This is a genomic window from Pseudomonas sp. OA65, assembly GCF_017498305.1.
Classification (GTDB): domain Bacteria; phylum Pseudomonadota; class Gammaproteobacteria; order Pseudomonadales; family Pseudomonadaceae; genus Aquipseudomonas; species Aquipseudomonas zanjanensis.
On the sequence record NZ_JAGDEZ010000006.1, the window covers coordinates 38,344 to 51,425 of the forward strand.

Genomic DNA, 13,082 nt, shown 5'->3' on the forward strand with positions numbered 1-13,082 from the left:
ATGGGTTCACTTGGCCAGGAAGTCCAACAGATCCTGGTTGAGGCGGTCCTTGTGGGTGTCGGTCAGGCCGTGGGGCGCACCCGGATAGACGATCAACTCGGCGTCCTGCACAAGCTCGGCGGCGGCATGGGCGGAGGCGTCAATCGGGACGATCTGGTCGTCGTCGCCATGTACGATCAGTGTCGGCACGTCGAACTTGGCCAGGTCGGCGCGGAAGTCTGTCGCCGAGAACGCCGCGATGCAGTCATAGGTGTTCTTGTGACCCGCCTGCATGCCCTGCACCCAGAACGAATCGATCAGCCCCTGGGAGATTTTCGCGCCGTCGCGGTTGAAACCGAAGAACGGGCCGGACGCGATGTCGCGATACAGCTGCGAGCGGTTGTCCAGCGAGGCCTTGCGCAGGCCGTCGAACACCTCGATCGGCAGGCCGTCTGGGTAGTCTTCGGTCTGGAGCATCATCGGCGGAACGGCGCTGATCAGGGCGGCCTTCTTCACCCGGTCGGTGCCGTGGCGGCCGATGTAGCGGGTGATTTCCCCACCCCCGGTCGAGAACCCCACCAGGGTGACGTCGTTAAGGTCCAGGGCGTTGATCACAGCGGCCAGGTCATCGGCATAGTGATCCATGTCGTTGCCTTCCCACGGCTGGCTGGACCGGCCATGACCGCGGCGGTCGTGGGCGATGACCCGATAGCCTTGCTCGGCCAGGAACAGCATCTGCGATTCCCAGCTATCCGAGTTCAGCGGCCAGCCGTGGCTGAAGGTGACAACTGGCCCATCTTTCGGACCCCAGTCCTTGTAATAGAGCTGTACGCCGTCCGGGGTGGTGATGTAGCTGGCTGCTTGAGCGCGGGAGGACTGGGTATTCATGGCAAGATCTCCTTAGGTCATGGCTCGCCATTCGGGGGATCCGATGGCGAGTTGATGGGGAGCATTCTTGCAAGGGCATGTATACCGGAAATGTTCGACACCCGGCCGTTATACGTTCTTTTGAGTACGTAGATGCGCTGGATACAGTGGCTTACAAATGCATGCCACTGATCCAGCAGTAGCGGCCTACTGATCGACGCCGAAGTCGAGGGTCACGCAAAGCCCGCCGCCGTCGCGGTTGCGCAGGCTCAGCGTTCCACCAATCGCGACGGTCAACTGCTGAGCGATGGCAAGGCCCAGGCCGGTGCCGCCAGAGCTGCGATTGCGTGAGCTTTCCACCCGATAGAACGGCTTGACCACCTCGGCCAGGATCTCCTCAGGAATGCCCGGCCCTCGGTCAAGCACGCTGATGGAAACGCCGGTACTCGCATTGCCGCCGATTTCCACCTCGGCGGTGCCGGCGTACTTCAGCGCGTTATCCACCAGATTCACCAGAATACGCCGCAGCGCATGGGGCCTTGTCTCGATGATCGCGCCGTTCTGGCCGCGCAGGCTGACCTCGCGGCCGGTGTCCTGGTAATCGCACACCAGACTGTCGAGAAAAGAATCCAGGCTGATGCGGCAACTGGTCTCCGTCGCCCCATGGACGCTTCGCGCATAAGCGACACCCTCGCGCACCAGGTGCTCGATTTCGTTCAGGTCGTTGCCCAGCTTGTCTTTCTCAACCGAGTCGTCCATGAACTCTGCGCGCAGCTTCATGCGCGTGATGGGCGTCTGCAAGTCATGGGAAATGGCCGCCAGCAACTGCATGCGCTCTTTCAGGTAAGCGGCGATACGCGCCTGCATGCTGTTGAAGGCGCGGGCGGCGTAGGCCACTTCCCGTGGACCGGTTTCATCCAACGGCACCGGATGGGCGTTCGGGTCGAGGTTCTCGACCGCCTCGGCCAGGCGGCTCAGGGGGCGTATGGCGATGCGCACGGCCAGCCAGGTGCAGCCGATCATCAACAGCAACTGACCGAACAGGACAAAGGGCAGCCAGGGCGACAACGGCCTGACCGAGGGACGCACATCGATGGTCACCGGGCTGCCGTCCGCCAGTCGCACCTGGGCTTGGAAATGCTGGCGTGGGCCCGGGATCTCGACAATGGTCAGGTCATAGTTGCTGCCCAGCGAAACTTGCAGGGATTGCGCCGCCGTCGCCGCTAGATCGTTGGAAGTGAGCGGAATGCCGGGATCATGTTCTCGCAGCAAATAATCATAGTTGCGCCGCTGCAGGCGCTTGGTCCATGCCAGGCGCTCATCGGCAGGCAGACGGTCGAGGATGGCGATGGAGGTCGCCGTATCATGCTCGAAGTTGCCCAACATCGCCGTCTTGGTGCTTTCGTAGCGTTCGTAGTACTGGGCTGCGAACGTCAGGGCCTGGGCGAGTATCAAGCCGACCAGGAACACCAGCCACAGCCGCGAGGCCAGCGTGCGAGGCCATTGCAACGGGAGTTTCATGCCTGCTCCTCAAGCATTTCGACTGCAAAGGTAAAGACGTAGCCTTCATTGCGCACCGTCTTCAAGTAGAGCGGTTCGCGAGCGTCATCCAGCAAGCGCTGACGCACGCGGCTGACCAGCAGATCAATGGAACGGTCGAAGATATCCGCGTCACGGCCCTGCGTCAGATTGAGCAACTGGTCGCGGCTCAGTACCCGCTGAGGATGATCGAGAAAGACCCGCAGCAGCCGGTACTCGGCGCCGCTCAGCGAGACCAGCGTGTCGTCTTCATCGAGCAGATGGCGAGCGGTGGTGTCGAGGCGCCAGCGGCCGAACTTCAGCATCCGGCCGCTTTCGCTGACCACAAAGTTGGGCGGCAGCATGCGAGTGCGCCGCAGCACCGCGTTGATGCGCGCCAGCAGCTCCCGGGCCGCGAAGGGCTTGGCCAGATAATCGTCGGCGCCCATTTCCAGGCCGATGATGCGGTCGGTCTCGTCGCTGCGCGCCGTCAGCATCAGCACGGGCGTCGCCTTATGCTTGCCGGCGCGCAGCTCGCGGCACAACAGCAGCCCGTCATCCCCCGGCATCATGATGTCGAGCACGATCAGGTCCACCTGATTGGCTTCGAGAAAGGCCCGCATCTGCCGACCATCCGCTACCACGGTGGTGCGCAGGCCATTCTTCACCAGGTAATTGCCGACCAGCTCCCTGATTTCCCGATCATCATCCACGATCAATACGTGATCGACATGTTCCATGCCCTGCTCTCCGAAATGCGCGCATCGATTGCGCAGTGTGACGATGCCGTGTTGCCGGTTGGCGACGCACCGTGCGTTCAGCTTATCCAGCCTTCAATCAAGCCAGAGCCAAGCAAAAACAGGGGGGATTGTATCGATCTGTATCGCAATTCACCTCAGATACGTAACGCATCAAATCGCGGCGTTTTTCGACACAGCCGAGATACCTCACGAGCCTTTAATGTGCGCCATCCAACTCATTGAAGGGAAACAACCATGAACCTGAAAACCATCGCTACCGCTTGCCTGATCACCGCCCTGAGCGCCAGCGCATTGCCCGCATTGGCCCAAGACAAAGCAGCCAGCGAAAGCTATTCCTACGGCACGCACCTGGACATCGACAAAGTGATCTCGCTGACTGAAGACGGCGGCCAGACCTGCGGGTTGGTGAATGCGCAGATTACCTATCTTGATTCGATGGGTGAGGAGAAAGCCCTGACGTATCTCAAGCACGCGGCCAGCTGTAACAATGAAGGGAGCTGAGGCGTGGCTCAGGGGTGAGTTCGATTTCCCTGGCCACCGCAAATCCCTTGTGGGAGCGGGCTTGCTCGCGAATACGGTGGATCAGCTTGCATCAATTTTGAATGCGCCAACGCCTTCGCGAGCAAGCCCGCTCCCACACTTTTTCGGTGGTGTTCACAAATACTGTGTGCAACACAAAACCCTGTGGGAGCGAGCCTGCTCGCGATGAAATCACGCCAGTTCCAGCACAGAACACCCCACCCAAATCGCCAAAAAAACCTCTGTCCTACAGCCCTCCCCTACACCCGCTATCAAGCTACGCATCCTTGCGCCTTTGCCTACAACTACGCCAGAATCCGCCCGCTTGTGCGCCTTGTCCCGGGGTTCTATTGTCTTCCTGCCACTGCCCATCAGTGGTCGGGTTTAGTAGCCCAGATGACATATCGGCTGCATGAGTCTCATCAGTTAGGCATTCGCCTGCACTCGATGGTGGCTGTGCGCATGGCGCCCTCGGGCGCGCCGGTTTTAGGTATGTCACCGGTCTACTAACCTGCGCACAGCCGCCACCCTATCGTTTAGTAGCGAAATGGTTGCGGCCTAACTGAGAAGACATACCTATGTTCAAAATAACTCCGAATCCGCCAGAAGCAGATTCCACTTCCAAATCCGCAAAATCCAAAGCCAAGCAGCAAGACGAAACCACCAAACGGGTGCTCGATCACTACTTGCTACCGAAACCGGATAAATCCCAAGACGACCCCAAACCGGGGCAGCTGTACGCCGTCGTGAAAGGCCTCGATAACGAATGCTTGCTTGCCAACCTCACTGAGACACTGGCTTCGGCTGATGCGATGGTGAGTGATTTGGCGTTTGATCTGGAGGGATCGAGGCGTCATGTGGCGCAGGGGATTCAGCAGTTGATTGAGCTGAGTTCGTTGTTGGCGAATCGGGTGTTGGATAACGTGGAGCCGCGGCAGTAGGTAAAGGTTTGCCGATGGAGAAACCCGGCGTTTTTCGTCGGGTTTCTTTTTGCCTCCCCGAAAACGGCCAAAAGCAGGCTTTGGCGCCTGACAGAAGTAAGCAAACACCGACGCGTCCGTAGACACTCAGATGGCAAAATAGTAGCGTTGCCCAAGATTAAAGATAGAAATTACTCATCGCTACGAAAGGGAAGGCATTTGAGATGACAGACGTAAACCTACCAGCGATTGCGGCGCATACGCTGCCCGTGCTTGATCAGTTAACAAAAGCCTTAGGTGTTCCTCGAGATATTCTTGCCTCTCCAAGTGAAATTGAGACCGCGTGGCTTAATCTTCCAGGAATCTTAAAAAAAATCCCGCCTGTACTTCGAACCGAAGGGATGGCTCGAATGTGTGTTGCTGTCGCCTCCGGACTTTTTGACAGCGCAATCAATTATGTGTGGAACTGCTCAATAATTGAATTGCGCGAAAAGGTCAAGCGCTTCGGTCTGAACGTGGTTGAGCAAATCACTAGCAAAACAGCGTTCGATGAGCAAGCATTGCTGGATTTAAAGGATGCGGAACTCCTTAACCTTTGTTTAAAATTGAACTTGATTACGGAGGACGGCTATTTTTTTCTAGACCAGTGTCGAGACATCCGAAACAATTTTTCAGCAGCGCATCCCGTCGTTGGGAAAATTGATGATCACGAGTTTATCGGATTTGCAAATAGATGTGCGAAGTATGCCTTAGGCAACGAGCACAACCCGATTGGTGTAAACCTCGCTGCATTTATGGCTGCAATCAAGGGGGGAAAGTTCTCCGGCGAGCAGAAGGATCAGTGGGTTCACCGGATTGGGCAGACGCATGAAGCCCAACAATATCTAATTTTTGGTTCTCTGCATGGGATATACAGCGACCCTGCCAGCAATGAGGAAAGCCGCGTCAACGCTCTCTCAGTTGCTGCTGAATTCGCGCCTCACTTTACACCGAAAGCACGTTCAGACTTAATCAATCGCCACCATGATTATATAGCTAAAGGCGATGAAAAGCGGCACAAGGCATCACAGCAATTCTTTGAGAAACTGGGAATGCTTGCTCTACTCGGAGAGCATGAGGTTCATTCTTTAATTTCAAATGCATGCAAGCGACTTTTTGCCGTGCATCAGTCATTCGATAACTTCTACAACGAGCCACCGTTTGCTGAGAGGCTGTTGCAGTTATCGGAGCAAGTAGCCATTCCTGACACGGTTAAAGATGAACTTGTTGAAACCGTGGTTACTTGTGCCGCCGGTAATTATTATGGAGTTTCAAACGCAGCGCTGCCGCATTTTTACAAGATAATAAAAGGGTTTTCGCCTGCTGAGGTCGAGATAATGCTTAACCTTCCGTCGAAGAAAGGTATCTTGAGCGAGCGACTTAAAGGGAGTGCTACGTGCGCTAATAGATATAAATCCCTAGTCCAGCTGATAGATGTTTCAACGGTACCTGCAAAAGCAGCCGCAGCTTATGCACATTGGATAAAATAGGTCGATTCATTATTGGTTTATTAAATAAATATATTTTTTGAAACAGAAAAAAGGACAGATTAATTCCGGCTAATAATTCTGTCCTCTTTTCAGTCCGCTTCATGCAGCCAAGTCCCAAGAACCTTCATCGCCTAAGAATCCAACCCTTTGATGGCTTCAAGTGCACGCGGTTCGCAAATGCTCGATATTGAATATAAGTCGACGAATATCCTTTGTTCTCCCTCTGCATAGCAGGCGATTTTGTACTCGGGAAAAGTGAATGTAAGGCCGTGCTGTTCGATGTTAAACAACGAGAAGTTTTCTGGTTCGGGCTCTGTCCCTGAAGTAAGCCATTCTAAGTCATAGCGTCCAGTTTCACTGAGCCTCTGACGGACTAGCTCTGCGAGCAGAGGAAGACGACTGAGATCACCAAGAAGATATTCAAGAGTTATTGGGAGAAACGGCTTTAGTGTGTAGTTGAGTACGCGCGTGCCTCGCCGCCCATGGGCCGCGCCGGTGTAATAGGTATCAATGCTGTATCTGATACTAATGACCTTCTCGTCCCTCCGTATGATTCGGTAGTGACCGGACAGGTCCGCCTTGATGTTCATGAGCGTGCCATCAAGCTCCTCAGGGTGCTTGTCCCAATGCTCCTGAGTACCCTGAAAATCCGAAAGGAGCTCTAGGCCCCACGCTTCAATATTCCGGGATACGATGCGCTCGACCGGGCTCGGAAAATCCGGAAAGTCGAACTGAAATGTGAACCCCGGAGCACCATCGTTTACTTCATTCAGTCGGCGCTTGTACTCAACAACCTCGGCCTGAAAGGTGCCGTTGTCGTGCTTGCCAAATTCCTTAGCCAAATTTTCCTTGTAGATATGCAGAGCCTTGCGGTCGATGTCACCGTTATGGACACGGCGGTGACAGAGCGGGCAGAGCGCGATCAGATTGGAGTACTCATGTTTTCTACAGGTTTCCCATGGCACGATGTGGTGGACATCAAGCTCCGTCTGGTTACAGCGGGGGATTGCGCAACGATGGCCGGCCTCAACTAGGACAGCACGACGGATTTCAGCTGGAATAGCGGGTCTGGACAAAACAGGCCTCTCTGGCTCGGGAGTGAATGAGTAACGAACGATCTAGTGACGGTACGTACCGCCATGGCTGGTGTCCATAACCACAAATTGTTGGGAGGATACGGGACAGACCACGATTATGAGACAGTCCGATTACAGGTGAGCCCAAATCATGGTCTGTCCCCGGTTTCGCCCCTGCAAACATCGAAAATCGAAGTAACTTCGTTACCTTCATACAACAATGACAGCTATGGGTCGGTTTCAGCCCCTCGCGACGGGCAATCGTCGGCAGATACGACGGTGAGACTAGGAGTCCGTCCCCTGCCCAGCAAATTTCCGTACCCCCATAAAACCAAGGGTCATTTATTGACATAAGCAATAATCCTGCTTAGCTATTGGATAATGCGTGACTAACCCGAGGGAGCGCCATGAGCGAACAGGGAGTTGAAATCGCACAAATATCATTTTTTCTCGCAAGAGAAAATAAAAAAGTCGACTCCATATTTGATCAAAAAAAAGACGTTTTAAAAAATTTATCTGCGAGGGAATATAAATTCTCAATAGATGAGACGGACTGTCAATTTATATACTTTGAAACTACAACCACAAAGTCAAACCCACCGTGGCTAAACTTTATTAATGAAAAGCTCCCTGCGGATGGAGCGCCACTTTTCAGTTCAAAAAGCAAAAATCCAAACGGGATTTTATTGTTAACCGTAAAGAGTCGAGTGTTTGCTGCAACTTTTGGGCGAAGTGCCGTAAGTTATCTTGATCGCGATGCTTTTGAGCCGGACTTTGGAATAAAAACAGCTATGAATATGTGTGGCAACGAAGAAATACGCCAGACAAAAAGTGAGAGCCACGCAATAACACCAACACATATTGACAGACAGGTAAATAAACCAATTGACTCTTTCGCTTTTGGACTTAGTGAAGCTGAAGACCTGAGATACATCTCGGCTCACATGAAAGATCACAAAAATATAACCCTTCAGGGTCGAAACAATTTAACAATCAAGATCATTGGAAAAGAGAAGCTGAACTGGCAGGTGTTGATCGACCATTGTGAAGATTTTTTGTTGGCTTATGCAAGCAAGGGATACACTAAGTTATTCCCCAATTACAAGCACTTCGACGAGGCAACGGAGTCAGACAGCAACGCGCTAGACGAGCATTTAGTCACCCAGCTTCGCTTGAAAAATACGGACAACATTAGCCTTGGGATACCAGAGGTCCTGATTGACTCGGACTATGGCTTCGCCTACTCAAACAATAAGAAAAATGATGATAAAACTTATGCATACCTAGAAATCCGTCAAATATTCGACCATGTGGGCGCTGAAAAAATAACCACCGCGAAACTTAAATCAAAACATATTTATGCGTACTCATATGAAGAAGATCAAGTGCTTGGGTATAAAAAGTGGCCATTGTACAATTGCCTATCTTTTGAGCAGAGCCTAGGGGATAAATATTTTGTATTAAGCGCTGGAAAATGGCTGGAAGTAGATGGCGACTTCTACACCGAAATAACCAACTTTACTAAAACAACGCTCCACGAAGAGGCTTGCGAAGAAATCTATAAGGGGATAGATATTAGTGACGATGTAAAAATGCAGAATAGAGAGAGCATATTTAACAAAAAAATCTGCGAAATACGCCCCTCTTGCGTATTGTTTGACCAAGCAAAGCTTCAAATCGGCTCTGGGCGTAAAGACAAAGAATTTTGTGACGTCCTAGATCTAACGAATGATAGTAAAATTAGGATTATTCATTGCAAACCATACAAAAACGCCTCATCAACAAATTATTTATTTTCACAGGCCCAATTCTATTGCCACGCCTTCATCAATGATCAACTTTTCCTAGGCGAAATCAGGAACCATATAACCTTATCTGTTAGCACAAAAAAAACAGATTATTTAAACTACATAAAATCCGATATAGCGGATATACATGGCAAAGACTATGTTGTTTGCCTCTGGCTACTATACGATGAGCGCGTAGCTACGCCCGTTAAAACCGAAATACCATTGATGGCTCAATATGAATTAAAATTAATGCATGATCACTTGCGTAATACGTGTAAATTTCACGATGTGATAATACGGTTTATTCCGGTCATTAAGAAAAATTATGTTAAGGCTATCTCCCATTAAAAATCTTATGTAAATAGCATGGCAGGCATCTAGGCAGAGATTGGGGGACATACCATGATTTCGGTTTACCTATAATCGGAGGGTCTCATAACCGCGGTCTTTCCCTGGCTTACCATGTTCGCTCCCCCCGCTGGATCGATGTATAGTTCTAAATTAACTATTCCTCATACGTAAGGATTACACATGAACAATCTTAGCTATAGATTTATTTTTGGAGGGCAGTCAAATCAACTTATTAGATTCCTTGACGCTTTTGATGAAAATTTATCAACATATCTAAAAGACGCAGGAATTGAAGAAGCTGACGATATAGTAGCTAATAGATCCGAGTTGAAATTTGAAATTAAAGTCACCGCTGACGCTGGAATTTCAACTGCAATTATTGGTTTGATTTTTTTCGTAACTGGCTGGGCAGGCGATCATATTCTAGATGAGCTCTTTGAGGAAAAGTTTAAGGAAAGTATAAAGCGCCTCATCAGCAAAGCTCGAAAAAATATACGATTGAATCGAACGGAACCCATCGAATACCGCAGCATTATATGCAGATCGGCGGGCCACCCAACAGTCGTTATTAGATTAAGCGTAGAGACAGACCACACACTATCCGATTTGATGGACAGTATCAAATTCGCACATCTACATGCAGAAAACTGGATAGCTAATCATGGAAAAAAAGCCGACATACATTGCCACACCATAGTTAATGGTCAATACAATATTAAGCCTGATCTTTATTCAAACATAAAAGATATAGCGCCCAAAAAGCGAAACGTCGAAGTGCGAGATTGGACCTTTCCACATCCTGAATGATCACTCCTTAACAAGCGTTAGCCCCACCGCAAGGAGTGCCGTATGGTTACTAAGACAAAAACACCTTATCTTTATGACAATAATCGCCTAGGCGATGTAATTGCAGCGATTCAGGTTATGGGAAGCTACGGCTACTACAAACTAGACTTTGAAAACTGGGCTATACGAATCAGTGGAGACAAAAGTAAAGCCGAGCACTGGAGGAAAGTCTGTGTAGAACACCCTGAATTTTTCAGACTCGACACAGCCGGAGTGAAAGCCTCTTTAGCTTGGCGTAGAAGTTACCGCCGGAGATACTCTGTAGTGGAACAGCGAGAGTTATCACCTGACGAATATAGCGATTTAAGCAGCATCGAGCTTTCGCAAATATCCAGGGCCCCACTTAATAGCACGGACATTTCCGTTTTAATTAATACTGCGATAAATTTACATACAAGAGCACTGGAGCAAAACAGAGAGCATCGCTGGTTATCGTCACCTCTATTTAGCTTGCTTGGCGTGGCACTAGGTGCTCTTCTGGGCTGGCTAAGCAAATAGGGCATACGTCAACGCGGCCAGCCATCACGTACTTCAATCGCCGGGCGGCAAAAACTGCAGCCGTATCTGCCCGAGATTACAGATACGGCTTGAGGAATCGATCAAGCAGAAAGAACAGCACCAAGGCAATGATCGTTTGGGTAATTTCGGACATGTGTGTTTCCAGTCAGGTCTTGGTGATCAGTATCGAGAGGGCGCGTTGGGGGCCGATGCCGCCGCTGACCTGCGCCTCGATGCTGACCAATACATCACTACAACGAGCGGATTGGGTTCAGATCATTTCATTTTACTGGACCGGGGAGTGGGGAATGCCGGTCAGTTCAGCTGCAAACCCTGTGGGAGCAAAGCTTGCTCGCGATTGGGGCAAGTCAGTCGACAACTGTTTTGGCTGGTCTATCGCTATCGCGAGCAAGCTTTGCTCCCACAGATTTTGCGCTGGCTGAGCTTTTGGCGGATTGGCAGTGGATTGGGGGGGATTTTTTGTGAGTGCTGCGCACTCAAGCGGGAGCAAGCTCCCTCGCCACAAAAGCAGTTTTGTGTGAAGTCAGGGATGGCGATCCAGCTTCTTGAGGAACACGGTCATTTCTTTTTCGGCTTGTTTGTCGCCGTGGGCTCGGGCGGCTTCCAGGCCTTGTTCCCAGGCTTGGCGGGCTGCAGCGGCGTCGCCTTGGCCTTGGTGGGCCTTGCCCAGGAGTTTCCAGGCGGCTGAGTATTTGGGGTCGAATTCGACGCAGCGTTGGAGGTGTTCGGCGGCTTGGGGGAATTCGCCTAGGTCGAGGTAGCCCTTGCCCAGGCCGAAGCGCAGTAGGGCGTTGTCCATGCCCTTGGTGAGCATTTTTTCCAGGGAGTCGAGCATGGGGGCGTCCTTATCGGTTGTGTCAGTGATGGATCTTTTGGGAGTTAGATGGCTATCGCGAGCAGGCTCGCTCCCACAGTGGATCTCGGTTGATCACAATTTTTGTGAACGACAGCGAACCCTTGTGGGAGCGAGCCTGCTCGCGATGAGGCCCCCCTGTCACTGCACATCCAGGATCAGAAGAAACTCAACCCCACATGGAACAGCTTCTCGACATCGCGAATGTGCTTCTTGTCCACCAGGAACAGGATCACATGGTCGCCGGTCTGGATGACGGTGTCGTCGTGGGCAATGAGGACTTCTTCGTCGCGGATGATCGCGCCGATGGTGGTGCCGGGCGGTAGGCCGATGTCGCGGATGGCTTTGCCGATGACTTTGCTGGATTTGGCGTCGCCGTGGGCGATGGCTTCGATGGCTTCGGCCGCGCCGCGGCGCAGGGAGTGGACGCTGACGATGTCGCCGCGACGCACGTGGGCGAGCAAGGTGCCGATGGTGGCCAGTTGCGGGCTGATGGCGATGTCGATGTCGCCGCCCTGGATCAGGTCGACGTAGGCCGGGTTGTTGATGATGGTCATGACCTTTTTCGCGCCCAGGCGCTTGGCCAGCAGCGAGGACATGATGTTGGCTTCGTCGTCGTTGGTCAGGGCCAGGAAGATGTCGGCGTCGGCGATGTTTTCTTCCAGCAGCAGGTCGCGGTCCGAGGCGCTGCCTTGCAGCACCACGGTGCTGTCGAGGGTGTCGGAGAGGTAGCGGCAGCGTGCCGGGTTCATCTCGATGATCTTGACCTGGTAACGGCTTTCGATGGCTTCGGCCAGGCGTTCGCCGATCTGGCCGCCGCCGGCGATGACGATGCGTTTGTAGTTCTCGTCGAGGCGGCGCATTTCGCTCATGACGGCGCGAATGTTCGCCTTGGCGGCGATGAAGAAGACTTCGTCGTCGGCTTCGATCACCGTGTCGCCCTGGGGCAGGATCGGCCGGTCACGGCGGAAAATCGCAGCGACGCGGGTCTCGACATTGGGCATGTGCTCGCGCAACTGGCGCAGTTGCTGGCCCACCAGCGGGCCGCCGTAGTAGGCCTTGACCGCTACCAGTTGCGCCTTGCCCTCGGCGAAGTCGATCACCTGCAAGGCGCCGGGGTGTTCGATCAGGCGCTTGATGTAGTTGGTCACCACCTGCTCGGGGCTGATCAGCACGTCCACCGGGATCGCTTCGTTGTCGAAGAGGTCGGCGCGGGTCAGGTAGGACGCTTCGCGCACCCGGGCGATTTTGGTCGGGGTGTGGAACAGCGTGTGGGCGACCTGGCAGGCGACCATGTTGGTTTCGTCGCTGTTGGTCACCGCCACGAGCATGTCGGCGTCATCGGCGCCGGCCTGGCGCAATACCGTCGGCAAGGAACCGCGCCCTTGCACGGTGCGGATGTCGAGACGGTCGCCGAGGTCGCGCAGGCGTTCGCTGTCGGTGTCGACCACGGTGATGTCGTTGGCCTCGCTGGCCAGGTGTTCCGCCAGCGAACCGCCGACCTGCCCTGCACCCAGGATGATGATTTTCATCCATTCACTCCTATCGAATCGG

Annotated in this window: 12 protein-coding genes; 6 read left to right on the forward strand and 6 right to left on the reverse strand. The window is 52.8% G+C overall.

All coding sequences use genetic code 11. The annotated features are described in order from the left end of the window. Positions 1–6: 6 nt before the first annotated feature. From J3361_RS06870 to J3361_RS06880, 3 genes are all read right to left on the reverse strand, one after another. Positions 7–867 (reverse strand): alpha/beta hydrolase, encoded by an 861-nt coding sequence (locus J3361_RS06870; RefSeq protein ID WP_207963487.1) that lies wholly within the window; start codon positions 865–867, stop codon positions 7–9. Positions 868–1,053: 186 nt separating this feature from the next. Further along, complete coding sequence (locus J3361_RS06875; RefSeq protein WP_207963488.1) at positions 1,054–2,367, reverse strand: ATP-binding protein; 1,314 nt, start codon at positions 2,365–2,367, stop codon at positions 1,054–1,056. After that, positions 2,364–3,104, reverse strand: coding sequence for a response regulator (locus tag J3361_RS06880; protein ID WP_018600898.1), 741 nt, complete (start codon positions 3,102–3,104; stop codon positions 2,364–2,366). The genes J3361_RS06875 and J3361_RS06880 overlap by 4 nt, the downstream gene beginning before the upstream one ends. Before the next feature lie 255 nt (positions 3,105–3,359). Here J3361_RS06880 and J3361_RS06885 point away from each other — a divergent pair, with 255 nt between their 5' ends. The 3 genes from J3361_RS06885 (at position 3,360) to J3361_RS06895 (ending at position 6,093) form a co-directional block, all read left to right on the forward strand. Then, complete coding sequence (locus J3361_RS06885; protein WP_207963489.1) at positions 3,360–3,626, forward strand: DUF2790 domain-containing protein; 267 nt, start codon at positions 3,360–3,362, stop codon at positions 3,624–3,626. A 596-nt stretch (positions 3,627–4,222) separates the two neighbouring features. Further along, positions 4,223–4,585, forward strand: coding sequence for a DUF6124 family protein (locus J3361_RS06890; RefSeq protein ID WP_207963490.1), 363 nt, complete (start codon positions 4,223–4,225; stop codon positions 4,583–4,585). Between the two features lie 203 nt (positions 4,586–4,788). Beyond that, complete coding sequence (locus tag J3361_RS06895) at positions 4,789–6,093, forward strand: hypothetical protein (protein ID WP_207963492.1); 1,305 nt, start codon at positions 4,789–4,791, stop codon at positions 6,091–6,093. Between the two features lie 131 nt (positions 6,094–6,224). Here the strand turns inward: J3361_RS06895 and J3361_RS06900 are convergent, their stop codons facing one another. After that, entirely contained in the window at positions 6,225–7,169 is a 945-nt protein-coding gene (locus tag J3361_RS06900) for an HNH endonuclease (protein WP_207963494.1), read from the reverse strand. Between the two features lie 407 nt (positions 7,170–7,576). Between J3361_RS06900 and J3361_RS06905 the strand changes: the two genes are divergently transcribed. From J3361_RS06905 to J3361_RS06915, 3 genes are all read left to right on the forward strand, one after another. Next, on the forward strand, positions 7,577–9,307 hold the full coding sequence (locus J3361_RS06905; protein WP_207963496.1) for a DUF6119 family protein: 1,731 nt from the start codon (positions 7,577–7,579) through the stop codon (positions 9,305–9,307). Between the two features lie 183 nt (positions 9,308–9,490). Beyond that, positions 9,491–10,117, forward strand: a complete 627-nt coding sequence (locus J3361_RS06910) for a hypothetical protein (protein WP_207963498.1) — start codon at positions 9,491–9,493, stop codon at positions 10,115–10,117. Positions 10,118–10,159: 42 nt separating this feature from the next. Then, positions 10,160–10,654 (forward strand): hypothetical protein, encoded by a 495-nt coding sequence (locus J3361_RS06915; RefSeq protein ID WP_207963500.1) that lies wholly within the window; start codon positions 10,160–10,162, stop codon positions 10,652–10,654. Positions 10,655–11,198: 544 nt separating this feature from the next. Here the strand turns inward: J3361_RS06915 and J3361_RS06920 are convergent. Both J3361_RS06920 and trkA read right to left on the reverse strand, forming a co-directional pair. Then, positions 11,199–11,510: a tetratricopeptide repeat protein gene (locus J3361_RS06920; protein WP_207963501.1), complete on the reverse strand. Its 312-nt coding sequence runs from the start codon at positions 11,508–11,510 to the stop codon at positions 11,199–11,201. Positions 11,511–11,686: 176 nt separating this feature from the next. Then, positions 11,687–13,060 (reverse strand): Trk system potassium transporter TrkA, encoded by a 1,374-nt coding sequence (trkA, locus tag J3361_RS06925; protein ID WP_207963502.1) that lies wholly within the window; start codon positions 13,058–13,060, stop codon positions 11,687–11,689. Positions 13,061–13,082 lie beyond the last annotated feature (22 nt).